Below are 22,494 nucleotides of genomic sequence, written 5' to 3'. Positions count from 1 at the left end.
TAATGGAAAAATAAAATTAAGTTTCACAGGTGAAACGCCATAATTTTCCCTTCTTTTATTTTTAAGGAACAAAAAGAAAAGAAGTCAATCACTGTTTATTAAAATTTTAGGCCATCGATAAATCGTATTCTTTCACGCCGCAATAATGAAAATTTCATATCGCTGCATTTTTTCGTGATCCTTTGCACACTTAGTTAATTAATTACCGTTTGATTAACAAATTAGTCACATTGCAGCTTGACGAAACATTCATCGCTTTTATATTGACCGTATTAAATAAGAAACAGAGTTTCATATATGAAACAAAAGCCTGGAGGATCGTGATGAGCTGGATAGGCGTATGTGACGCAGAACAAGTACAGGAAGATTTCCCTTTTAGCGGCAACGTCGACGGTAAAGAGATCGGCGTGTATTTGATTGACGGTGAATATTACGCGCTGGAAGACGTATGCCCCCACGCCTATGCCCTGCTGAGCCAGGGCTTCGTGGAAGACGGCAAAGTGGAATGCCCGCTGCACGAGGCGGTCTTCGACGTTAAAACCGGCCAGTGCCTGCACGGCCCCGGCGGACGCAACCTTAACCGCTACCCGGTTCGGGTTTTTGAAAACCAGATTCAGATTACCTTCGTCGAGGAGACCGTGGCATGAGCGACACCCTGAATTACAACCCGGCGCTGCCGGAAAGCCGTCAGTTTGCCCCACCGGCTGAGGGCGGTAACGGTGCGATCCATAAGCCGGGTGATTACCAGAACCTGATCTGGCAGACCCGCAGCCGCGAGCCGGAAAGCTGGGAAGTGAACCTCATCGCCACGCTGGAAGATCTCTTCGAGCAGGGAGTTGAAACCTTACCGGAGCTGGTGAACGGGCTGAACGCGGTGCGCATGCACGATCGGCAGGGCGAGCCGTGGAGCGAGGCCAGCTTCCAGGCATTCTTACAGGTTAACGGCTACTGAGGGCAACGCGATGACGACTACCGTACAACACTATCTCGATAAAGGTCTGCGCGGCCTCTGGTATCCGGTGCTGGCGAGCTGGGAGGTGCAGTCCGCACCGGTGGGCATTACCCGCCTGGGCGAACAGATTGTGGTCTGGCGCAACAAAGACGGCCAGGTGCAGGCGCTGGAGGACCGCTGTCCGCACCGCGGCGCACGCCTGTCGATGGGCTGGAACCTGGGCGACCGCATTGCCTGCTGGTATCACGGCGTGGAGGTCGCGGGCAACGGCGAGGTGAAAGACGTGCCCGCCGTGGACAAATGCCCGCTGGTCGGCCAGCAGTGCGTGCGCAGCTACAACGTGCAGGAGGCGCACGGCGCCATCTTCCTGTGGTTTGGCGTCACCGCAGACCAGCAGCCGGACGAGCTGACCTTCCCGGACGAGCTCGCCGATACGGACAGCTTCAGCAACTTCCTCTGCACCGCCGCGTGGAAATGCAATTATCAGTACGCGCTGGAAAACGTGATGGACCCGATGCACGGCACTTATCTGCACTCCTCGTCGCACTCGATGGCGGAAGGGGATCGCAAGGCCGACATGGTGCTCCAGCCGACCAAAACCGGCTTTATTTTTGAGAAGAAAGGGCAGAGCGGCGTCAACTTTGACTGGGTGGAGCTGGGCAACAGCGGCACCTGCTGGATGCGCCTCTCCATTCCGTACAAGAAGCGCTTCGGGCCGGGCGGCCACTTCTTTATCGTCGGCATGGTGGTGCCGGAAGATAACGACAACTGCCGCGTCTTCTTCTGGCGCATTCGCCGGGTGCAGGGCTGGCAGCGCGACATGTGGCGCTTCATGTACCGCAACCGTCTGGAAAAACTGCACTGGGAAGTGCTGGAGCAGGACCGCGTGGTGCTGGAAAGCCTGGCGCCCAACGCCCGCGACCATGAATACCTGTATCAGCACGACGTCGGCCTCTCGCGCCTGCGCCGCATGATGCAAAAGGCCGCCAAAGAGCAGCTGGCGATGCGCGAAGAACAGCAGGGAGCCGCCTGATGAACGGGTTGCTGAGCGGCAAGCGCATCGTCATAACCGGCGCCGCGCGCGGGCTGGGCTTTCACTTTGCCAAAGCCTGCGCGGAGCAGGGCGCGGCGGTGGTGATGTGCGACATCCTCAAGGGCGAGCTGGCCGAGAGCGCCCACGCCCTGAGCGAGCGGGGCCATGCGATCGAACCGCACGTTATCGATCTGGCCGATCCGCAGTCCATTGAGCAGGTGTTAAGCGCGATTGGCGAGCAGGGTCAGATTGATGGCCTGGTGAACAACGCGGCGATGGCGACGGGCGTCGGCGGCAAAAATATGCTCGATTACGATCCGGATCTCTGGGATCGGGTGATGAGCGTTAACGTCAAAGGCACCTGGCTGGTGACGCGCGCCGCGGTGCCGCTGCTGCGCGAGGGCGCGGGCATCGTGAACGTTGCGTCCGACACCGCGCTGTGGGGCGCGCCGCGCCTGATGGCCTATGTCGCCAGCAAGGGCGCCGTGATTGCCATGACCCGCTCAATGGCGCGCGAACTGGGTGAAAAGCGTATCCGCATTAATGCCATCGCGCCGGGGTTAACCCGCGTCGAGGCAACCGAATATGTTCCGGCCGAGCGCCATCAGCTCTACGAGAATGGCCGCGCGTTAACCGGCGCGCAGCAGCCGGAAGACGTCACCGGCAGCGTGGTCTGGCTGTTAAGCGATCTGTCGCGGTTTATCACCGGGCAGCTGATCCCGGTCAACGGCGGTTTTGTTTTTAACTAAGGTGTGGCGATTATGGCAAACGATCAGGAAGTGAAGTATCTGGTGCCGGGGCTGGAGCGCGGTTTACAGCTGCTGTTGGCTTTTGGCGAGCAGCATCGCGATCTGACCTTTGCCGAGCTGCACCGGCTGGTGGATATGCCGAAGGCGACCGCCTATCGCGTGGTGCAGACGCTGGAGTACATGGGTTTTCTGGAGCGGAACGCGCGCACCAATACCTTTTCGCTGGGCATGAACGTGCTGCGTCTCGGCTTTGAGTACATCGCCTCGCTGGACGTGGCGCAGGTCGGCCAGCCGGTGATCGAACAGCTGCGCGACGTGAGCCAGTGCAGCAGCCATCTGGCGATCCGCGACGGGCGCGACATTATCTACATCGCCCGCGTCAGCGCCGCCGGGTCGCGCATCAACCAGGTCAGCATTGGCACCCGCCTGCCGGTGCACTGCACCTCGCTGGGCCGCATGCTGCTGACCGATATTTCCCGCGCCGATTTCGAACAGTTGTTCCCGCACGAGCGCCTGCCGGGCAACGCGCCGGGGCAGCTTCACGACCGCGAGGCCCTGTGGCAGATGGTGCAGCAGGACAAAGCCCGCGGGTTTGTCATCGGCGAATCCTTCTTCCGCCACGGCATCTCCTCCATCGTCTACCCGGTGTATGACCGAAGCGGACGCGTGGCGGCGGTGGTCAGCATTCTGGTGCCGTCGGAGGAGATCCCGCAGACCGACCGCGAGCGGCTGCAAAACGAGGTTCGCCTCGCGGCGGATAAAATTTCTGGCTTCTTAGGGTATTTGTCACAGGCCAGCTAAATCAGTGAGTTAACGTCAGGCGCTTGACTGCGTCGGGCATGTTCTACGCCCAATTTGGGCCAGATGAGGCAACGAACGATGAGTGTAACCGGAATTGAAAAGCTGGAATTTGGCGTGGAAGACCTGACGCACTGCGCCAAATTTATGCGTGATTTTGGCCTGACGGGCGATGCCAGCGGCCAGCGTTTTACCACCCTGAGCGGCGCGCGCGTGGAGCTGAACCCCATCGACAGCCCCGACCTGCCGCCGGCGTTTGAAGCGGGCAACACCCTGCGCCGCATGACCTGGGCGGTGGCCGCACAGTCCGATCTCGACGCGCTGCGCCCGAAGCTTGCGCGACAGCCCGGCTTTCGCGAAGTGGGCGAGGCGCTGGAATGCCTCGATCCGAACGGCATGACCCTGCGCGTGCAGGTCAGCCAGCAGACCGATGTTGAACTGAACGTTGAGCCGATTAACCAGTGGGGCGACGCCCGCCGCATCGACACGCCGAGCCCGGTTTATGAGCGTGCCCAGCCGATCAACGTCGGGCACGTGGTGTTCTTCGTGGAGGAGCTGGCGGCGGTGGAGAAATTCTACCGCGAGGTGCTCGGCTTCCAGGTTTCGGACCGCTACATCAACCGCGCCGTGTTCCTGCGCTGCGGGGCGCGCGGCGGCCATCACAACCTGTTCCTGCTGCAACTGCCGAACCGCAAGCGCGGCCTCAACCACGTGGCCTTCACCGTGCGCGACATCCACGAGGTGATCGGCGGCGGTATCGCGATGAATAAAAATGAATGGAGCACCTTTATCGGGCCGGGCCGCCATCCGGTGTCGTCGGCGTACTTCTGGTACGTCAATAGCCCGACCGGCGGCGCGTTTGAGTATTACACCAACGACGACTATCTGACGGAAAACTGGCAGCCGCGCGAGCTGGAGCACTCCCTGGTCTCCTTTACCGAATGGGCGGTAGAAGGCGGGATTGACCACGACACGCGCCGCCAGCAGAAAAAGCCGGAGGCGGTATGACGTCGCGCATTGTCATTATCGGCGGCGGTCAGGCGGGCGGATGGGCGGCGAAAACCTTGCGCGACGAGGGCTTCGACGGCGAGATCTGCGTGGTGGCGGAAGAGGAGTGGGATTTCTACGAACGTCCGCCGCTGTCGAAAGCGTCTCTGCTGGAGCCGGACGCAGCGCTCCCGCGGCTGTTTAGCGAAGAAGCACAGCAGGCGCTGAACCTGATCTGGTACCGCCCGCTGCGTGCTGAATCAGTCGATCGTGAAGCGAAATCCGTGCGTTTGAGCAATGGCGAACGTCTTAGTTACAACATCCTTTTAATGGCCACCGGCGGGCGGGCGCGCCTGCCTTCGCAGGCGTGGGCGGCGCACCCGCAGGTCTACACCCTGCGCCACTGGCAGGACGCGCAGCGCCTGAAAGCGCGTCTGGCAGAAAGTAAAAAACTGGCGATTGTTGGCGGCGGCTGGATCGGCCTGGAGATTGCCGCTTCCGCGCGCAAAAGCGGGGTGGCGGTCACGCTGTTCGAGCAGCAGCCCGCGCTGTGCATGCGCTCGGTGAGCGGCGAGGTGTCGCAGCGCTTAGAGGCCATCCACCGTGAGCAGGGGGTGGAGATCCGTACCGGCTGCGGCGCGCTGGAGCTGGAGGACGATAACGGCCTGCCGGTCATCCACTGCGACGGCCAGCGTGAAACCTTTGATGCGGTAGTGGTGGGGATCGGCGTCGATCTCAATCTGGAGCTGGCGCGCGATGCGGGACTTCGCACCGAGCGGGGGATCGTGGTGGACGCCCAGGGGCGCACGTCCGATCCGTTCATCTTTGCCGCAGGCGACGTGGCACAGCACCATCACTACGGCCTGTGCATCCAGTCCTGGGCCTTCGCGCAGAATCAGGCGGTGGCGACGGCGAAAGCCATGCTTAACCCCGATGCGCCAGGCTACGACGACGCGCCGTGGCTGTGGTCGGATCAATATCAGCACAACATCCAGATCCTCGGCATTCCGCAGCCGGGCAGCCGAACGATAGTGCGTGAAGAGGCGCTGTACTTCTCGCTGGACGACAACGGTCGGCTAACGCAGCTGGTGGCGTTCAACGATGCGCGCACCGTCAAGCTGGCGAAGCGCTGGATGGCGGCGGGGCGGGACCTGTCGGACGTACCGCTCGCTGACCCGACTTTTTCACTGATGTCACTGCGATAGCTAACCCGCACCCGTAGGGGGAGACATGACCACATTAGAGACCAACACCGCGCCCGTCGAGGCGAGCGGTGAGGGAACCCGCACGCCTGAAAAAGCGGTGCGCTGGGCCATCCCGCTGTCGCTGCTGGCCTGCGTGCTGCTGGCGTTTTTCGACAAAATCAGCATCGCGGCGCTCTTTTCCGACACCCATTTCCAGCAGGCGATGGGCATCGATTTTGACACCACGCGCCTCGGCATTCTGATGAGCGCCTTCCTGCTGAGCTACGGCTTTTCGTCGGTATTTTTGAGCGGGTTAGGCGACAAAATCGCGCCGCTGCGCCTGCTCACCGGCATGATGGCGATCTGGTGCGTGCTGATGGTGGCGATGGGCTTTACCCATAACTACACGCTGATGATCGTCCTGCGCATCCTGCTGGGCGTGGCGGAAGGGCCGCTGTTCCCGCTGGCTTTCGCCATCGTGCGCCACAACTTCCCGCAGCATTTACAGGCGCGCGCCACCATGCTGTGGCTGCTGGGCACGCCGGTAGGGGCGGCGATTGGCTTCCCGCTCTCCCTCTGGCTGCTGAACACCTTCGGCTGGCAGAGCACTTTCTTTGTCATGGCAATGCTGACCGTGCCGGTGCTTATCTTTGTGCGCATCGGCCTGCGCGGGATCCGTCTGGAAGCAAAACCCGGCACCTCGCAGGCGTCTCAGGACGAGCGGCGCGCGGCGCGGCGCGAGCTGTTTGTCAGCCCGCACTTCTGGATCATCTGCATCTTCAACATCGCGTTCCTGACCTACCTGTGGGGCATCAATGGCTGGCTGCCTGGCTACTTAATCAAGGGCAAAGGCATCCACCTGGAGCACGCGGGCTGGCTGTCGTCGATGCCGTTCATCGCCATGCTGGCGGGAGAGGTGATTGGCGCGTGGCTCTCTGACCGGGTCGATAAGCGTGCGGCGGCCTGCTTTATCTCGATGGCGGGGGCGGCCGTCGGGCTGGCGGCGGTGATGCACCTTGATACCCCGCTTGCCATCATCGCGGCGATGAGCTTCAGCACCTTTATGTGGGGCACCGGCGCCCCCAACATTTTCGCCCTGCTGGCGAAGGCTACCCATCCCCGGGTGAGCGCCACGGCGGGGGGGATTTTCAACGGGCTGGGAAACTTTGCGGGCGCGCTGTCGCCGGCGGTGATGGGCGCGCTTATCGCCTTCACCCACAGCATGGATTCCGGGCTGATTTTTCTGGCGGTGATGGCGGCGGTGGGCTGCGTCCTGTTACTGCCGCTGCTGAGACGTTACTGAGGAGAGTGTCATGACTGATTCAACCGTAACCAATAAAACAGGCATCAAACCTGACCACCTGACGATGGAAGAGTGGGTCGAGTCGCGCATCGCGCGCTTCGAAGGCCGTAAATACGACTGGAACGCGCTGAAGTTCCAGGCCGATTTTGATCCGAAATACCGCCGGGCGCAGATGCGCTACATCGGCACCGGCGCAACCGGCGTGGCGAACGACACCAACACCGTGCAGGCGGACCATTTTACCTTCTCCACCATGGTGCTGCCGTCGAAGTGCGAAGGGCCGCTGCACCTGCACGACGACGTGGAGGAGGTGTTCTTCATGCTCAAAGGGCAGATCACGCTGATGATCCAGGACGGCGACAACTACACCGAAACCGTGCTGCGCGAGCGTGACCTGATCTCCGTCCCGCCGGGCATCTATCGCGGCCTGTTTAACCACGGGGAAGAAGAGGCGCTGATGTGCGTCATGCTGGGAACCAACAAGCCGGAAATCCCGACCTACCCCTCCGATCATCCGCTCTCAAAAGTGAAGCGGAACTAAGGGGGCGACATGACGGCTTTTCGTGAACAGGGAAGCGGCATTCCGCTGATGCTGCTGCACGGGATCAGCTCTGGCGCTGCGTCCTGGCATAAGCAGATGGCGCTGAACGGTTTTCGCGTGCTGGCGTGGGACATGCCCGGTTACGGTGAAAGCCCGATGCTGGCGGTTGAGCGGGCGAACGCGGGGGATTACGCCGACGCGCTGGCGGCGATGCTCGATCGCGCCGGTGTATGGCAGGCGGTGATGGTGGGCCATTCCCTGGGCGCGCTGGTGGCCAGCGCGTTTGCGGCGAAGTTCCCTGAACGCGTCATTCATCTGGTGCTGGCGGACGCCGCGCAGGGCTACGGCAATGCCGCGCCGGCGCAGCGGGAGCAGGTCTGGCGTAATCGCGAGCAGCAGATGGCGCTCGGCGGCGACATCCTCGCCCAGACCCGCGCCGCGACGCTGCTGCGCCCCGGCGCGCGGGCGGAAGATATCGCCACCGTCGCGGCGGGCATGCGCGCGCTGCGTTCCGAGGGCTACCTTGCCGCCGCGTGGTTGCTGGCGCACGACGACATTCACGGCTGGCTTAAGCGTTACGCCGGTCAATTTGAAGTCTGGTGCGGCGAGCAGGACGCGATAACGCAGCCCGAGCTGGTGCAGGGGCTGGCGCTGCGCTACGGCATGCTGTTTACCGCTATTCCGCAGGCCGGACACGCGAGCTATCTCGATAACGACGCGTTTTTTAACCAACAGCTTTTACGCATTAACGAAGAGGTGCGCGATGAATGCACACATTGACGGCCGCGTAGCGGTCGTTACCGGCGGTTCGTCCGGCATTGGCTTTGAAACGCTGCGCCTGCTGCTGGGCGAAGGGGCGAAAGTGGCTTTCTGTGGCCGCGACCCGGACCGGCTCGCCAGCGCCCATGCGACGCTGCAAAACGACTATCCCGACGGGGAGATTTTCTCTTACCGCTGCGACGTGCTGAACGCCGACGAGGTGCAGGCCTTCGCGGATGCGGTGCAGGCGCGCTTTGGCGCGGCGGATATGCTGATCAACAACGCCGGTCAGGGCTACGTGGCGCACTTCCATGACACGCCGCGCGAGGCGTGGCTGCACGAAGCCGAACTTAAACTGTTTGGCGTCATTAATCCGGTGCAGGCGTTTCAGCCCCTGCTGGAACGGTCCGACATCGCCTCCATCACCTGCGTGAACTCCCTGCTGGCGCTCCAGCCGGAAGAGCACATGATCGCCACGTCGGCAGCCCGCGCCGCGCTGCTGAACATGACGCTGACGCTCTCGAAAGAGCTGGTAAGCAAAGGGATTCGCGTCAATTCCATACTGCTCGGCATGGTCGAGTCCGGCCAGTGGCAGCGCCGCTTCGAAAGCCGGGTGGACAAAAGCCAGAGCTGGCCGGAGTGGACGGCGGAGATCGCGCGCAAGCGCGGCATTCCGATGGCGCGCCTCGGCAAGCCGCAGGAGCCCGCGCAGGCGCTGCTGTTCCTCGCCTCGCCGCTGGCTTCGTTTACCACCGGCGCGGCGCTGGACGTTTCCGGCGGCTTTTGCCGCCATCTGTAAGGACGCATCATGAAAAAGGTCATGTTAATTGGTTATGGCGCGATGGCGCAGGCGGTGATTGAGCGTCTGCCCGCCGGCGTGGCTATCGGCTGGATCGTGGCGCGTGAATCTCACCATGCCGCCATTCGCGACCAGTTTGGCGATGCGGTCGAGGCGCTGACCTCGCCGATGGCGTGCGCGCAAACGCCCGATCTGGTGCTGGAGTGCGCCAGCCAGCAGGCGGTGGCCGAGTATGGCGAAGCAATTCTGCGTCGCGGCTGGCATCTGGCGGTCATTTCCACCGGCGCGCTGGCGGACAGCGCGCTGGAGCAGCGCCTGCTCGCGGCGGGCGGAAAACTGACCCTGCTCTCCGGGGCGGTGGCCGGCATCGACGGGCTGGCGGCGGCGAAAGAGGGCGGGCTTGAGCGCGTCACCTATCAGTCGCGCAAAAGCCCGGCCAGCTGGCGCGGCAGCTACGCCGAGCAGCTTATCGATCTCAACGCGGTCAGAGAGGCGCAGGTCTTTTTTGAAGGCAGCGCCCGCGAGGCGGCGCGCCTGTTCCCGGCGAACGCCAACGTGGCGGCGACCGTGGCGCTCGGCGGCGTCGGGATGGATGAAACCCGCGTACAGCTGATGGTTGACCCGACAACGAAACGTAACACCCACACGCTGCACGTAGAAGGGCTGTTTGGCGAATTCCATCTGGAGCTGAGCGGGCTGCCGCTGGCGTCTAACCCTAAAACCTCCACCCTGGCGGCACTCAGCGCGGTGCGCGCCTGCCGCGAGCTGGCCCTGAGCTGAGGAGTGACGATGGACGATCTGAAGATTTTTATCGGCGGCCAGTGGCGACGCGGCGGCGGTAACCCGATGCAGAGCCACTTCCCGGCAGACGGGGCGCTCAATGCGACGCTAAACGCGGCCAACCTTGACGATCTGCACGACGCGATCGAGGCCGGCGAGCGCGCGTGGCGCGATCCCGCATGGCGCAACAGCCTGCCGCACGTGCGGGCGAAGATCCTGCACAAGGTGGCGGATCTGATTGAGTCCCGCGCTGACGAGCTGGCGCAGATGCAGAGCCGGGATAACGGCAAGCCGCTGGCGGAGGCGCGCGGGCTGGTGATGAGCGCGGCGGGAACGGCCCGCTACTTCGCCGCCGCCTGCGAGCTGCTGGAGGGGGAGCTGCCCACGCCGCGCCAGCCGGATCTGCTGACGCTAAGCCGCTATGAGCCGCTCGGCGTGGTGGCGGCCATCACGCCGTGGAACTCGCCGATTGCCAGCGAGATGCAGAAGGTCGCCCCGGCCATCGCCGCCGGAAACGCGGTGATCCTCAAGCCTGCCGAAGCCACGCCGCTGATGGCGCTGGAGCTGGCGCGCATTTTTGAACAGGCCGGGCTGCCCGCCGGGCTGCTGAGCGTGCTGCCGGGCAAAGGCTCGGTGATTGGCGACGCGCTGGCGCGCCATCCTCGCGTGCGAAAAATTTCCTTTACCGGCGGCACCAATACGGGCCGCCATCTGGCGCACGTGGCGGCGGAAAAGCTGATCCCGGCGTCGCTGGAGCTGGGCGGTAAATCCCCGACCATCGTGCTGGAGGATGCCGATATCGAGCAGGCCGCGCGCGGGATCTGTTACGGCATTTTCAGTTCGGCAGGGCAGGCGTGCATCGCCGGGTCCCGGCTGTTTATCCACGAAAGCCTGTACGCGCCGCTGATGGCGCGGCTGCTGGAGCTCACGCGCGGCCTGCGCGTGGGGCATCCGTTCGCTGACGGCATCCATGTAGGACCGCTGATCAACGACAAGCATCGTCAGGGCGTGCTCGAGTACGTCGAGCTGGCGAAGCGCGAAGGGGGCCGGGTGCTGTGCGGTGGCGAGATCCCGGCAGATCCGGCGCTGGCAAACGGCAGCTTCTTCCTGCCAACCATTATTGAAGGGCTGACAAACGGCGCCCGCGCCTGCCAGGAGGAGATTTTCGGCCCGGTGCTGGTGGCAATGCCGTTTGGCGATGAAGCGGCGTTGATCCGCGAGGCGAACGACTCGGTTTACGGCCTGGCGGCAGGGGTCTGGACCCGCGACACCGGGCGGGCGCTGCGCCTGAGCGAGCAGCTGGAGGCCGGTACGGTGTGGATCAACACCTACAAAGTTTTTGCGATTTCGACCCCGTTCGGGGGCTTTAAAGAGAGCGGTCTGGGCCGCGAAAAGGGCATTCAGGGGCTGAAAGCCTGGATGCAGCAAAAGAGCATTTATCTGGCGACGGGTAACAGCGTCAACCACTGGTGCGACTGAGAAAGGGTGAGCAATGAGCGAAATGATAACCGTCGGCGACGCCATCGCCAGAACGCTGGAGCAGTATCAGGTTGAGGCCATCTACGGCGTCATCTCCATTCACAACCTGCCGATCGCGGATGCTGTCGGGCAGCGGGGCAAAATACGCTTTGTGCCCGCGCGCGGCGAAGCGGGTTCCGTCACCATGGCCGATGCCCACGGGCGGTTTTCCGGCCTCGGCGTGGCGCTGACCAGCACCGGCGCGGGGGCGGGGAACGCGGTAGGCGCGCTGGTGGAGGCGATGAACGCCTGCACGCCGCTGCTGCATTTAACCGGACAGGTTGAGAAGGCCTGGCTGGACGCCGACACCGGGTTTATCCACGAGACCCGCGACCAGCTGACCTTCCTGAAGGCCAGCTCAAAGCGGGCGTACCGCATCAGCAATGCCAGCCAGGCGATAGCGATTCTGCATAAAGCGATTCAGGAGGCGCAGACGCCGCCGTGCGGGCCGGTCTCCGTGGAAATCCCGATTGATATTCAGGGCGCGAAGATCCCCCTGTCTCTGGTGACGGCGCCGGTGAAACCGGCTCCGGGTGTGAGCGTAGATGCGAGCGCTGTCGATTCGCTGTGGGCGCAGCTTAAGCAGGCTAAACAGCCGCTGCTGTGGCTGGGTGGCGGGGCGCTGGGAAGCGCTGACGCGGTGAAAAAACTGGCGGAGGCGGGCGTGACGGTGATCTCCAGCACCCACGCGCGCGGCGTGCTGCCGGACAGCCATCGTGCCAGCCTGCGCGCGTTCCACAACTCGCCGTCGGTAGAGGCGCTGATTGCGCAGTGTGATTTTACGCTGGTGGCCGGTTCTCGCCTGCGCAGCAACGAAACCCGCTCCTGGACGCTGGAGTTGCCGTCTCCGCGGGTGCAGATTGATATCGATCCGGCGGCGGCGAGCCGTAACTATCTGATGGATAACACGCTGATAGCCGACTGTTCAGCGCTGCTTGGTGCCCTGGCCGATAAAGCGCAGGGCCGCGAGTGGGGCAACGCCCAGTGGGACGCGCAGGTGCAGCAGGCGGTATTGCAGGCTGAACAGGGCCTGCGCGAGCAGTGCGGCGCCTATGCGAAGCTCAACGACGCCATAGAAAAAGCCCTGCCGAAGGACGGCCTGCTGGTACGCGATATCACCGTCTCCGGCAGCCTGTGGGGCAGCCGCCTGTTCAGGGCTAACGGCCCGCTGATGAACATTCACTCTCTGGCCGGGGCGATTGGCATGGGGCTGCCGATGGCCATCGGTACCGCCATTGCCAATCCGCAGCGTAAGGTGGTGGGGCTGGTGGGCGACGGCGGCCTGAGCCTGAATTTAGGCGAGCTGGCGACGCTGGCGCAGGAGAAAGCCAACGTGACGCTGCTGATCATGAACGACGGGGGCTACGGCGTCATGCGCGGCATTCAGGATAAGTATTTCGGCGGGCGACAGTATTACAACGAATTGCATACCCCGGACTTTACCCTGCTGGCGCAGGCGATTGGCTTACAGGCCTGGAGCGTTGAGCGGGCCGAGGACTTTGATGCGGTCATGACGGAGGCGCTGGCCATGCCGGGGCCGTCGGTGGTGGAAGTGCGGATGGGGCAGATAGGCGCCCTGAAGTTTGCCGGGCCGCCGCAGAAAACGCTGTACTGATTTGGCCTTGTTGCCCGGTGGCGCGGCGCGCACCGGGCAGGTGTGCCGTTATTTAATACCGTCTGCCGCCATGCGGTCGCGGATATGCTGCGCGCGTTCAACGGAGGCCGGGTGGTCGTCAAACATGGAGCTCTGACGGCCTTCTTCCAGCTTCGCCAGTTTCTCGAAGCTGGTGGCTAAACCGGATGGATTGATGCCGCGTTTGCGCAACAGATCGTAAGAGTAGTCATCCGCTTCAGACTCCTGACGCTGGGAGAACTGGGAGTTCACCAGTTTCTCGCCGACGTCGCCAAGCTGCGACTGAGACAGGCTGCCGACAATACCGCCCGCTGAGGCTGCCGCGGCGCGCACGGCGTTGGTGCCCAGCGCAACCTGCATCCCTTTCTTCACGTGACCCAGGGCTACGTGGCCCATTTCATGGCCGATCACCGCTTCCACTTCGTTGTCGGTCATCATGTCCATCAGGCCGCTGTAAACGCGGATACAGCCGTTGGCCATCGCGAAGGCGTTCACGTCTTTCGCCATGTACACCTTATAGTTCACCGGCTGGCCATTAATGTTGTCGCCCAGCGCGGAAGCAATCTTGTTCAGACGCTGCGTGTAGGTGCTGTTTGCCGGGGCAAGCGTAGCTTTTCCATCCATATCCTTACAGGCCTCGTCGCTCAGCGCTTTGACCTGCGCATCGCTCAGAGAGTAAGCCTGAAAAGCTTCTGCGCCTGAGGTCATCAGGCCGTTAGAATCCATATTCTGACAGCCGCTTAGCAGGAGCGTTGTTCCCACAGCCAGCCCAATTGCACGCATTTTCATGATGTCGCTTCCGTACTCGTTAATCTGAATTAATTCTGAAAAATGCACCGTCAACGAAGCCGGTGTCGGGCTAAGTATAAGGAATATCTACAGGGGCGGGCGAGCAGATTGCGCAACATGCGAGCATGATCCAGAGATTTCTTAAGCTGCAAAAGAATGCTCCATGTACATGCCCTGCGGCTTGGGTTACATTGTTGGCACTTTTTTCCGGCGTAGCCCAAAACGCGCTGTCGTCAAGGGCATGGCCTTTAACAGTCCGATCTGGAGTTAAAATGTCCTCACGTAAAGAGCTTGCTAATGCTATTCGTGCGCTGAGCATGGACGCAGTACAGAAAGCCAAATCCGGCCACCCGGGTGCCCCAATGGGCATGGCTGACATCGCCGAAGTCCTGTGGCGTGATTTCCTTAACCACAACCCACAGAACCCGGCATGGGCAGACCGCGACCGTTTCGTGCTGTCTAACGGCCACGGCTCTATGCTGATCTACAGCCTGCTGCACCTCACCGGCTACGATCTGCCCATCGAAGAGCTGAAAAACTTCCGTCAGCTGCACTCCAAAACTCCAGGTCACCCGGAAGTGGGCTACACCGCAGGCGTTGAAACCACCACCGGCCCGCTGGGTCAGGGCATTGCGAACGCAGTGGGTATGGCGATTGCTGAGAAGACCCTGGCGGCACAGTTCAACCGTCCTGGCCACGACATCGTTGACCACTTCACCTACGCGTTCCTGGGCGACGGCTGCATGATGGAAGGCATTTCTCACGAAGTGTGCTCCCTGGCAGGTACCCTGAAGCTGGGTAAACTGGTTGCGTTCTACGACGACAACGGCATCTCCATCGACGGTCACGTTGAAGGCTGGTTCACTGACGACACCGCTGCACGTTTCGAAGCCTACGGCTGGCACGTTGTGCGTGGCGTTGATGGCCACGATGCTGACTCGATTAAACGTGCAGTAGATGAAGCGCGCGCCGTGACCGACAAACCGTCCCTGCTGATGTGCAAAACCATCATCGGCTTCGGCTCCCCGAACAAAGCGGGCACCCATGACTCCCACGGCGCACCGCTGGGCGACGCGGAAATCGCACTGACCCGTGAAGCACTGGGCTGGAAACACCCTGCCTTCGAAATCCCATCTGAGATCTATGCTCAGTGGGATGCGAAAGAAGTTGGCCAGGCGAAAGAAGCGGCCTGGAACGAGAAATTCGCTGCTTATGCGAAGGCGTTCCCACAGGAAGCGGCTGAATTCACCCGTCGTATGAAAGGCGATATGCCGTCTGACTTCGACGCGAAAGCCAACGAATTCATCGCGAAGCTGCAGGCGAACCCGTCTAAAATCGCCAGCCGTAAAGCGTCTCAGAATGCGATTGAAGCGTTCGGTCCGCTGCTTCCGGAATTCCTGGGCGGCTCCGCTGACCTGGCGCCTTCTAACCTGACCCTGTGGTCTGGTTCTAAGCCAATCAACGAAGACACTGCCGGTAACTACATCCATTACGGTGTACGTGAGTTCGGTATGACCGCTATCGCGAACGGTATCTCCCTGCACGGTGGTTTCCTGCCGTACACCTCTACCTTCCTGATGTTCGTGGAATATGCACGTAACGCCGTGCGTATGGCTGCGCTGATGAAACAGCGTCAGGTGATGGTCTACACCCATGACTCCATCGGTCTGGGCGAAGATGGTCCAACTCACCAGCCGGTAGAGCAGGTAGCTTCCCTGCGCGTAACCCCGAACATGAGCACATGGCGCCCATGTGACCAGGTTGAATCTGCGGTGGCGTGGAAATACGGAGTTGAGCGTCAGGACGGCCCGACCGCGCTGATCCTCTCCCGTCAGAACCTGGCGCAGCAGGAGCGTACCCCTGAGCAGCTGGCAAACATCGCCCGCGGTGGCTACGTGCTGAAAGATTGCGCGGGCCAGCCTGAGCTGATCTTCATCGCGACCGGTTCTGAAGTTGAACTGGCTGTAGCTGCATGGGAAAAACTGACTGCCGAAGGCGTGAAGGCGCGCGTGGTCTCCATGCCGTCTACCGATGCGTTCGACAAGCAGGATGCGGCTTACCGTGAATCCGTACTGCCTAAAGCGGTTTCCGCTCGCGTGGCGGTGGAAGCGGGTATCGCTGACTACTGGTTCAAATACGTGGGCCTGAACGGTGCTATCGTCGGTATGACCACCTTCGGTGAGTCTGCACCGGCTGAGCAGCTGTTTGAAGAGTTCGGCTTCACCGTTGAGAACGTTGTCGCGAAGGCGAAAGAACTGCTGTAATTGCTGTTTTGCCCGGTGGCGCTTACGCTTACCGGGCCTACAAATGGCACAAAACGTAGGCCGGGTACGCGTAAGCGTCACCCGGCTTTTTTGTAGACATTATTCCACCAGAAATGTGACGCAAGTCATATAGCTCGCTTATTCATCTGGACAACCATTCCTTTTATTCCGCGATTCGCTTATTCTTGCTGAAGCGTTTCAGTCGATTAAATGTTCGACAATTGACCAATCAATCGCAGTTTGTGACAGCAAGGATTCCCCTTCGGGCGTCGCTGGATTACTCTTTCAGCCACCTCAAACTCAGGGATAGCTTTGCAGGAGATCTATGACCGTACGCGTAGCGATTAATGGCTTCGGTCGCATCGGGCGCAACGTGGTTCGTGCTTTATATGAATCCGGGCGTCGTGCGGAAATCACCGTGGTGGCAATCAATGAACTGGCGGATGCTGCGGGCATGGCGCATTTATTGAAATATGACACCAGCCACGGCCGCTTTGCCTGGGACGTTCGCCAGGAAAGGGAACAGCTGTTCGTCGGTGACGATGCGATTCGCGTGCTGCATGAGAACAGTATTGAAGGGCTGCCATGGCGCGAACTGGGTGTGGATGTGGTCCTGGACTGTACCGGCGTGTACGGTAACCGCGAACATGGCGAAGCGCATCTGAAGGCCGGTGCGAAAAAAGTCCTGTTCTCCCATCCCGGCAGCCACGACCTCGACGCCACCGTCGTGTTTGGCGTCAACCAGCACGAGCTGCACGCTGAACACCGCATTGTCTCCAACGCCTCCTGCACCACCAACTGCATTATTCCGGTCATTAAACTGTTAGACGATGCGTACGGCATTGAATCCGGCACCGTGACCACGATTCACTCCGCCATGCACGATCAGCAGGTTATCGACGCCTATCATCCGGATTTACGACGCACTCGCGCGGCGAGCCAGTCCATTATTCCGGTGGACACGAAACTGGCTGCGGGGATCACCCGTATTTTCCCGCAGTTTAACGACCGTTTCGAAGCGATTGCCGTGCGTGTTCCGACGATAAACGTCACCGCAATCGATCTTAGCGTGACGGTAAAAAAGCCGGTAAAAGCCTGTGAAGTCAACCTGTTGCTGCAAAAAGCGGCACAGGGAGCATTTCATGGTATAGTTGACTATACGGAATTACCGTTGGTCTCAGTAGATTTTAACCACGACCCGCACAGCGCCATCGTGGATGGCACGCAGACGCGAGTCAGTGGTGCGCACCTTATCAAGACGCTGGTCTGGTGTGATAACGAATGGGGCTTTGCTAACCGAATGCTCGACACCACGTTAGCCATGGCCGCAAAAGGTTTCAGGTAGAGCGCACCTTGCGCTTGCAAAACTTTAAGAATCAACGAGAGGATTCACCATGTCTGTAATTAAGATGACCGATCTGGATCTGGCAGGTAAACGCGTTTTCATCCGTGCCGATCTGAACGTACCGGTTAAAGATGGCAAAGTGACCAGCGACGCGCGTATCCGTGCATCTCTGCCAACCATTGAACTGGCTCTGAAGCAGGGCGCTAAAGTGATGGTCACCTCCCACCTGGGCCGTCCAACTGAAGGCGAGTACAACGAAGAGTTCTCTCTGCTGCCGGTTGTTAATTACCTGAAAGACAAACTGTCCAACCCGGTTCGCCTGGTGAAAGATTACCTGGACGGCGTAGACGTTGCCGAAGGTGAGCTGGTTGTTCTGGAAAACGTTCGCTTCAACAAAGGCGAAAAGAAAGACGACGAAACCCTGTCCAAAAAATACGCTGCACTGTGCGACGTATTCGTAATGGATGCATTCGGTACGGCTCACCGTGCGCAGGCATCTACCCACGGTATCGGTAAATTTGCAGACGTTGCATGTGCAGGTCCGCTGCTGGCTGACGAACTGGAAGCACTGGGTAAAGCACTGAAAGAACCTGCTCGTCCAATGGTTGCTATCGTTGGTGGTTCTAAAGTGTCTACCAAACTGACCGTACTGGATTCCCTGTCCAAAATCGCTGACCAGCTGATCGTTGGTGGTGGTATCGCGAACACCTTCGTTGCCGCTCAGGGCCACAACGTGGGTAAATCCCTGTACGAAGCAGACCTGGTTGACGAAGCCAAACGCCTGCTGGGCACCTGCGATATCCCGGTTCCAACCGACGTTCGCGTGGCAACCGAGTTCTCCGAAACCGCTACCGCGACCCTGAAATCTGTTAACGACATCAAAGATGAAGAGCAGATTCTGGACCTGGGCGACGTTTCTGCACAGAAACTGGCTGAAATCCTGAAAAACGCAAAAACTATCCTGTGGAACGGTCCAGTCGGTGTGTTCGAATTCCCGAACTTCCGCAAAGGGACTGAAATCGTTGCTAACGCTATCGCAGACAGCGAAGCGTTCTCTATCGCAGGCGGTGGTGACACCCTGGCAGCTATCGACCTGTTCGGTATCGCTGACAAGATCTCCTACATCTCCACTGGTGGCGGCGCATTCCTCGAATTCGTGGAAGGCAAAGTACTGCCAGCAGTAGCAATGCTCGAAGAGCGCGCTAAGCAGTAAGCCATTCAGGGGCAGGGAAACCTGCCCAATTTTCAGCGCGCTTATCAGAGCTCGCACCTTTTCTAACGGCCGAAGATACAGGACTAAGCAACATGTCTAAAATTTTTGATTTCGTAAAACCTGGCGTTATCACTGGTGATGACGTACAGAAAGTGTTCCAGGTAGCTAAAGAAAACAACTTCGCTCTGCCAGCAGTTAACTGCGTAGGTACCGACTCCATCAACGCCGTACTGGAAACCGCTGCAAAAGTTAAAGCACCGGTTATCGTTCAGTTCTCCAACGGCGGCGCTGCGTTCATCGCGGGTAAAGGCGTGAAAACTGACGTTCCTCAGGGTGCTGCTATCCTGGGCGCTATCTCTGGTGCGCACCACGTTCACCAGATGGCTGAGCATTACGGTGTTCCAGTTATCCTGCACACTGACCACTGCGCGAAGAAACTGCTGCCGTGGATCGACGGTCTGCTGGACGCGGGTGAAAAACACTTCGCGGCAACCGGTAAGCCACTGTTCTCTTCTCACATGATCGACCTGTCCGAAGAGTCTTTGGAAGAAAACATCGAGATCTGCTCTAAGTACCTGGCGCGTATGTCCAAAATGGGCATGACCCTGGAAATCGAACTGGGCTGCACCGGCGGTGAAGAAGACGGCGTGGACAACAGCCACATGGACGCTTCTGCACTGTACACCCAGCCAGAAGACGTTGATTACGCTTACACCGAGCTGAGCAAAATCAGCCCGCGCTTCACCATCGCAGCGTCCTTCGGTAACGTGCACGGCGTTTATAAGCCAGGTAACGTGGTTCTGACCCCGACCATCCTGCGTGATTCTCAGGAATACGTTTCCAGGAAACACAACCTGCCGCACAACAGCCTGAACTTCGTCTTCCACGGCGGTTCCGGTTCTTCTGCTCAGGAAATCAAAGATTCCGTAAGCTACGGCGTAGTGAAAATGAACATCGATACTGACACCCAATGGGCAACCTGGGACGGTATCCTGCAATACTACAAAACCAACGAAGCTTACCTGCAAGGCCAGCTGGGCAACCCGAAAGGCGAAGACCAGCCGAACAAGAAATACTACGATCCACGCGTATGGCTGCGCGCTGCGCAGACGTCCATGGTGACGCGTCTGGAGCAGGCATTCAAAGAACTGAACGCGATCGACGTTCTGTAATTTGACCCGCTAACAGCATCAGAAGGCCCGCAAACGCGGGCCTTTTTTATGCTTTTTCAATATCCTGCAATACCTGTTTTTGTGATCTGCTTGGCAATACCTGCGCTTTTTGTTTACCCTTTACTGACCTGCCTGTCCCCTTAAGGGATAGATTTTGTGTTTTGGTTTAGCAAAAGGAAGAATAAATGGAACAACTTGATGTTGTAGACAGCATCAATAACGCGGGTAACTGGCTGGTGCGTAACCAGGCGCTACTGCTGAGCTACGCCGTAAATATTGTTGCCGCTATTGCCATTATCATCGTCGGGATGATCGTGGCGCGTATCGTCTCGAACGCTGTCAACCGGGTGATGGTATCTCGACACATTGACGCCACGGTCGCCGATTTCCTCTCCGCGCTGGTGCGCTACGGCATCATCGCCTTTACGCTGATTGCCGCGCTGGGGCGCGTCGGCGTGCAGACGGCATCCGTTATCGCCGTGCTCGGTGCTGCCGGTCTGGCCATTGGTCTGGCATTGCAGGGTTCGCTTTCAAACCTGGCGGCGGGCGTACTGCTGGTGACCTTCCGTCCGTTCCGTTCCGGTGAATATGTGGATTTAGGCGGCATCGCCGGCACCGTGTTGCAGGTACAGATTTTCTCTACCACCCTGCGTACCGTCGACGGTCGTATTGTTGTGGTACCGAACGGGAAAATCATTGCGGGCAATATCATTAACTTCTCCCGCGAGCCGGTGCGTCGTAACGAGCTGATCATCAGCGTGGCGTACGATTCCGATATCGACCAGGTGAAATCGCTGATCGCTAACATCATTGATTCTGACGACCGCATTCTGAAGGACCGCGAGCAGACCGTTCGTCTGAACGAGCTGGGCGCGTCATCCATTAATTTTGTGGTACGCATCTGGAGCAAAAGCAGCGATCTGCAAAACGTTTACTGGGACGTGCTGGAGCGCATCAAGCGCGATTTCGATGCCAACGGCATCAGCTTCCCGTACCCGCAGATGGACGTCAACGTCAAAAAAGTCAAAGAAGCAGAGTAACTTTACCAGTAGGCCCGGTAAGCGCTAGCGCCATCGGGCTTTTTTGTTATTAGCCTCACTAATCCCCGATTAATATTATCCATTTCCTCTAATGACATTCCCGCAGTATAGTCTGCCTCCAGGACAACTTTGTGAGAATCACGTCATGTTATCTTATTATTTTCAGGGGCTTGCGTTAGGCGCAGCCATGATCCTCCCCCTCGGCCCGCAAAATGCGTTCGTGATGAACCAGGGCATTCGCCGCCAGTACCACCTGATGATTGCTCTGCTGTGTGCGGTGAGCGATCTGCTGCTGATTTGCGCCGGAATTTTTGGCGGCAGCGCGCTGCTGATGCAGTCGCCGTGGCTGCTGGCGCTGGTTACCTGGGGCGGCGTGGCGTTTCTGCTCTGGTACGGATTCGGTGCCCTGAGAACGGCCTTGAGCAGTAATCTTGAGCTGGCGAGCGCCGAAGTGATGAAGCAGGGGCGCTGGAAGATTATCGTCACCATGCTCGCCGTGACCTGGCTTAACCCGCACGTTTACCTTGATACGTTCGTGGTACTCGGCAGCCTGGGTGGTCAGCTGGACGTTGAGCCGAAGCGCTGGTTTGCGCTGGGCACGGTCAGCGCCTCCTTCCTCTGGTTCTTCGGTCTGGCGATCCTGGCGGCGTGGCTGGCGCCACGACTGCGTACCGCCAAAGCGCAGCGCATTATCAATACGCTGGTGGGGCTGGTGATGTGGTTTATTGCCTTCCAGCTGGCGAAAGAGGGCATTCATCACGTACAGGGATTGTTCAACTAAGCGTTTGTCTTATGGACATCTGAGCAGGAGCCGCTAAGCTTGCTGGCATGAGCCCTGTTGATGGGGCACTCTTCGCAACATGGAGGAATGACAGTGAAGTTTAAGGTGATGGCCCTGGCGGCATTAGTAAGTTTAGGTTCGGTGTCGGTGCAGGCGAATGAACTGCCAAACGGCCCGCACATTGTCACTTCAGGCACCGCAAGCGTGGATGCGGTTCCGGATGTTGCAACCCTGGCAATTGAAGTGAACGTCGCGGCGAAAGATGCGGCTTCCGCCAAGAAACAGGCAGACGATCGTGTTGCGCAATACCTCTCTTTCCTGGAACAGAACGGTATCGCGAAAAAAGATATCAGCTCTGCGAACCTGCGTACTCAACCGGATTACGACTACCAGAACGGTAAAAGCATCCTGAAAGGCTATCGCGCCGTGCGTACTGTTGAAGTGACGTTGCGCCAGCTCGATAAGCTCAACTCGCTGCTGGATGGTGCGCTGAAGGCAGGCCTGAACGAAATCCGTTCCGTCTCGCTGGGTGTTGCGCAACCGGAGAAATATAAAGACGAAGCGCGTAAAGCGGCAATTAATGATGCCATTCATCAGGCTGAACAGCTGGCATCCGGCTTCAAGAGCAAGCTCGGCCCGGTTTACAGCGTGCGTTACCACGTCTCTAACTACCAGCCAAGCCCGATGGTGCGGATGATGAAGGCAGACGCCGCGCCGGTTTCTGCTCAGGAAACCTACGAGCAGCCAACCATTCAGTTCGACGATCAGGTTGATGTGGTGTTCCAGCTTGAGCCAACTGAAAAGCCAGCTCAGTAATCCGTAGGCCGGGTAAGGCGTAGCCGCCACCCGGCTTT

General features: G+C 59.6%; 22 protein-coding genes. 21 read left to right on the top strand and 1 reads right to left on the bottom strand.

The genetic code is table 11. The features are described from left to right. Positions 1 to 323: 323 nt before the first annotated feature. From IM300_RS02120 to IM300_RS02055, 14 genes are all read left to right on the top strand, one after another. Positions 324 to 647 (top strand): non-heme iron oxygenase ferredoxin subunit, encoded by a 324-nt coding sequence (locus tag IM300_RS02120; RefSeq protein WP_003860044.1) that lies wholly within the window; start codon positions 324 to 326, stop codon positions 645 to 647. Further along, positions 644 to 952: a recombinase-like helix-turn-helix domain-containing protein gene (locus IM300_RS02115; RefSeq protein WP_193035057.1), complete on the top strand. Its 309-nt coding sequence runs from the start codon at positions 644 to 646 to the stop codon at positions 950 to 952. Before IM300_RS02120 ends, IM300_RS02115 begins: the two co-directional genes overlap by 4 nt. A gap of 10 nt (positions 953 to 962) precedes the next feature. Beyond that, complete coding sequence (locus tag IM300_RS02110; protein ID WP_028014352.1) at positions 963 to 1,985, top strand: aromatic ring-hydroxylating dioxygenase subunit alpha; 1,023 nt, start codon at positions 963 to 965, stop codon at positions 1,983 to 1,985. Then, on the top strand, positions 1,985 to 2,734 hold the full coding sequence (locus IM300_RS02105; protein WP_193035055.1) for an SDR family oxidoreductase: 750 nt from the start codon (positions 1,985 to 1,987) through the stop codon (positions 2,732 to 2,734). Before IM300_RS02110 ends, IM300_RS02105 begins: the two co-directional genes overlap by 1 nt. Before the next feature lie 12 nt (positions 2,735 to 2,746). Next, a complete protein-coding gene (locus IM300_RS02100) occupies positions 2,747 to 3,535 on the top strand; it encodes an IclR family transcriptional regulator (RefSeq protein WP_048959379.1) in 789 nt (262 codons plus the stop codon). Positions 3,536 to 3,613: 78 nt separating this feature from the next. Beyond that, positions 3,614 to 4,540: a VOC family protein gene (locus IM300_RS02095; RefSeq protein ID WP_193035053.1), complete on the top strand. Its 927-nt coding sequence runs from the start codon at positions 3,614 to 3,616 to the stop codon at positions 4,538 to 4,540. Next, positions 4,537 to 5,724 carry an NAD(P)/FAD-dependent oxidoreductase gene (locus IM300_RS02090; protein ID WP_193035051.1) on the top strand — a complete coding sequence of 396 codons (1,188 nt, stop codon included), beginning with the start codon at positions 4,537 to 4,539 and terminating at the stop codon, positions 5,722 to 5,724. Before IM300_RS02095 ends, IM300_RS02090 begins: the two co-directional genes overlap by 4 nt. A 25-nt stretch (positions 5,725 to 5,749) precedes the next feature. Next, positions 5,750 to 7,006 carry an MFS transporter gene (locus IM300_RS02085; RefSeq protein WP_059355445.1) on the top strand — a complete coding sequence of 419 codons (1,257 nt, stop codon included), beginning with the start codon at positions 5,750 to 5,752 and terminating at the stop codon, positions 7,004 to 7,006. Between the two features lie 10 nt (positions 7,007 to 7,016). Continuing rightward, positions 7,017 to 7,547, top strand: coding sequence for a cupin domain-containing protein (locus IM300_RS02080; RefSeq protein ID WP_017382915.1), 531 nt, complete (start codon positions 7,017 to 7,019; stop codon positions 7,545 to 7,547). 9 nt (positions 7,548 to 7,556) lie between these two features. Beyond that, positions 7,557 to 8,327 (top strand): alpha/beta fold hydrolase, encoded by a 771-nt coding sequence (locus tag IM300_RS02075; protein ID WP_112791641.1) that lies wholly within the window; start codon positions 7,557 to 7,559, stop codon positions 8,325 to 8,327. Continuing rightward, on the top strand, positions 8,311 to 9,105 hold the full coding sequence (locus IM300_RS02070) for an SDR family oxidoreductase (protein WP_193035049.1): 795 nt from the start codon (positions 8,311 to 8,313) through the stop codon (positions 9,103 to 9,105). Before IM300_RS02075 ends, IM300_RS02070 begins: the two co-directional genes overlap by 17 nt. A gap of 9 nt (positions 9,106 to 9,114) precedes the next feature. Next, positions 9,115 to 9,885 carry an aspartate dehydrogenase gene (locus IM300_RS02065; RefSeq protein ID WP_193035047.1) on the top strand — a complete coding sequence of 257 codons (771 nt, stop codon included), beginning with the start codon at positions 9,115 to 9,117 and terminating at the stop codon, positions 9,883 to 9,885. A 9-nt stretch (positions 9,886 to 9,894) separates the two neighbouring features. Next, positions 9,895 to 11,364: an aldehyde dehydrogenase gene (locus IM300_RS02060; protein ID WP_193035045.1), complete on the top strand. Its 1,470-nt coding sequence runs from the start codon at positions 9,895 to 9,897 to the stop codon at positions 11,362 to 11,364. Between the two features lie 13 nt (positions 11,365 to 11,377). After that, positions 11,378 to 13,018, top strand: coding sequence for a thiamine pyrophosphate-binding protein (locus IM300_RS02055; protein WP_193035043.1), 1,641 nt, complete (start codon positions 11,378 to 11,380; stop codon positions 13,016 to 13,018). A gap of 48 nt (positions 13,019 to 13,066) precedes the next feature. On the opposite strand, the gene IM300_RS02050 is transcribed toward IM300_RS02055, so the two are convergent. Continuing rightward, positions 13,067 to 13,825, bottom strand: a complete 759-nt coding sequence (locus IM300_RS02050; protein WP_003860073.1) for a M48 family metallopeptidase — start codon at positions 13,823 to 13,825, stop codon at positions 13,067 to 13,069. Positions 13,826 to 14,097: 272 nt separating this feature from the next. Between IM300_RS02050 and tkt the strand changes: the two genes are divergently transcribed. The 7 genes from tkt to IM300_RS02015 all read left to right on the top strand — a co-directional run bounded on the left by tkt (position 14,098) and on the right by IM300_RS02015 (position 22,456). After that, the gene (gene tkt, locus IM300_RS02045; protein ID WP_193035041.1) at positions 14,098 to 16,089 is read left to right on the top strand and encodes a transketolase; all 1,992 of its coding nucleotides are present in this window, start codon (positions 14,098 to 14,100) and stop codon (positions 16,087 to 16,089) included. A 325-nt stretch (positions 16,090 to 16,414) separates the two neighbouring features. Continuing rightward, positions 16,415 to 17,434: an erythrose-4-phosphate dehydrogenase gene (gene epd, locus IM300_RS02040; protein ID WP_063452007.1), complete on the top strand. Its 1,020-nt coding sequence runs from the start codon at positions 16,415 to 16,417 to the stop codon at positions 17,432 to 17,434. A 49-nt stretch (positions 17,435 to 17,483) separates the two neighbouring features. After that, on the top strand, positions 17,484 to 18,647 hold the full coding sequence (gene pgk / locus IM300_RS02035; RefSeq protein ID WP_193035039.1) for a phosphoglycerate kinase: 1,164 nt from the start codon (positions 17,484 to 17,486) through the stop codon (positions 18,645 to 18,647). Between the two features lie 92 nt (positions 18,648 to 18,739). Next, positions 18,740 to 19,819: a class II fructose-bisphosphate aldolase gene (gene fbaA, locus IM300_RS02030; protein ID WP_063452006.1), complete on the top strand. Its 1,080-nt coding sequence runs from the start codon at positions 18,740 to 18,742 to the stop codon at positions 19,817 to 19,819. 185 nt (positions 19,820 to 20,004) lie between these two features. Then, entirely contained in the window at positions 20,005 to 20,859 is an 855-nt protein-coding gene (gene mscS / locus IM300_RS02025) for a small-conductance mechanosensitive channel MscS (protein WP_063452005.1), read from the top strand. A gap of 145 nt (positions 20,860 to 21,004) precedes the next feature. Continuing rightward, positions 21,005 to 21,640 (top strand): arginine exporter ArgO, encoded by a 636-nt coding sequence (argO, locus tag IM300_RS02020; protein ID WP_193035037.1) that lies wholly within the window; start codon positions 21,005 to 21,007, stop codon positions 21,638 to 21,640. A 93-nt stretch (positions 21,641 to 21,733) separates the two neighbouring features. Continuing rightward, positions 21,734 to 22,456: an oxidative stress defense protein gene (locus IM300_RS02015; RefSeq protein WP_063867868.1), complete on the top strand. Its 723-nt coding sequence runs from the start codon at positions 21,734 to 21,736 to the stop codon at positions 22,454 to 22,456. The last annotated feature ends 38 nt before the right edge of the window (positions 22,457 to 22,494 follow it).

The sequence above is a fragment of the Enterobacter cloacae complex sp. I2 genome (genome assembly GCF_014896205.1).
Taxonomy (GTDB): domain Bacteria; phylum Pseudomonadota; class Gammaproteobacteria; order Enterobacterales; family Enterobacteriaceae; genus Enterobacter; species Enterobacter quasihormaechei.
Note: the sequence above shows the minus strand (reverse complement) of the source record. Positions and strands in the feature narration are given on the sequence as shown.

Bases quoted from the DNA above. Each gene is read 5' to 3' on its own strand.
- IM300_RS02120 (WP_003860044.1), top strand. From the start codon at position 324: ATGAGCTGGATAGGCGTATGTGACGCAGAACAAGTACAGGAAGATTTC.
- IM300_RS02115 (WP_193035057.1), top strand. From the start codon at position 644: ATGAGCGACACCCTGAATTACAACCCGGCGCTGCCGGAAAGCCGTCAG.
- IM300_RS02110 (WP_028014352.1), top strand. From the start codon at position 963: ATGACGACTACCGTACAACACTATCTCGATAAAGGTCTGCGCGGCCTC.
- IM300_RS02105 (WP_193035055.1), top strand. From the start codon at position 1,985: ATGAACGGGTTGCTGAGCGGCAAGCGCATCGTCATAACCGGCGCCGCG.
- IM300_RS02100 (WP_048959379.1), top strand. From the start codon at position 2,747: ATGGCAAACGATCAGGAAGTGAAGTATCTGGTGCCGGGGCTGGAGCGC.
- IM300_RS02095 (WP_193035053.1), top strand. From the start codon at position 3,614: ATGAGTGTAACCGGAATTGAAAAGCTGGAATTTGGCGTGGAAGACCTG.
- IM300_RS02090 (WP_193035051.1), top strand. From the start codon at position 4,537: ATGACGTCGCGCATTGTCATTATCGGCGGCGGTCAGGCGGGCGGATGG.
- IM300_RS02085 (WP_059355445.1), top strand. From the start codon at position 5,750: ATGACCACATTAGAGACCAACACCGCGCCCGTCGAGGCGAGCGGTGAG.
- IM300_RS02080 (WP_017382915.1), top strand. From the start codon at position 7,017: ATGACTGATTCAACCGTAACCAATAAAACAGGCATCAAACCTGACCAC.
- IM300_RS02075 (WP_112791641.1), top strand. From the start codon at position 7,557: ATGACGGCTTTTCGTGAACAGGGAAGCGGCATTCCGCTGATGCTGCTG.
- IM300_RS02070 (WP_193035049.1), top strand. From the start codon at position 8,311: ATGAATGCACACATTGACGGCCGCGTAGCGGTCGTTACCGGCGGTTCG.
- IM300_RS02065 (WP_193035047.1), top strand. From the start codon at position 9,115: ATGAAAAAGGTCATGTTAATTGGTTATGGCGCGATGGCGCAGGCGGTG.
- IM300_RS02060 (WP_193035045.1), top strand. From the start codon at position 9,895: ATGGACGATCTGAAGATTTTTATCGGCGGCCAGTGGCGACGCGGCGGC.
- IM300_RS02055 (WP_193035043.1), top strand. From the start codon at position 11,378: ATGAGCGAAATGATAACCGTCGGCGACGCCATCGCCAGAACGCTGGAG.
- IM300_RS02050 (WP_003860073.1), bottom strand. From the start codon at position 13,825: ATGAAAATGCGTGCAATTGGGCTGGCTGTGGGAACAACGCTCCTGCTA.
- tkt (WP_193035041.1), top strand. From the start codon at position 14,098: ATGTCCTCACGTAAAGAGCTTGCTAATGCTATTCGTGCGCTGAGCATG.
- epd (WP_063452007.1), top strand. From the start codon at position 16,415: ATGACCGTACGCGTAGCGATTAATGGCTTCGGTCGCATCGGGCGCAAC.
- pgk (WP_193035039.1), top strand. From the start codon at position 17,484: ATGTCTGTAATTAAGATGACCGATCTGGATCTGGCAGGTAAACGCGTT.
- fbaA (WP_063452006.1), top strand. From the start codon at position 18,740: ATGTCTAAAATTTTTGATTTCGTAAAACCTGGCGTTATCACTGGTGAT.
- mscS (WP_063452005.1), top strand. From the start codon at position 20,005: ATGGAACAACTTGATGTTGTAGACAGCATCAATAACGCGGGTAACTGG.
- argO (WP_193035037.1), top strand. From the start codon at position 21,005: ATGTTATCTTATTATTTTCAGGGGCTTGCGTTAGGCGCAGCCATGATC.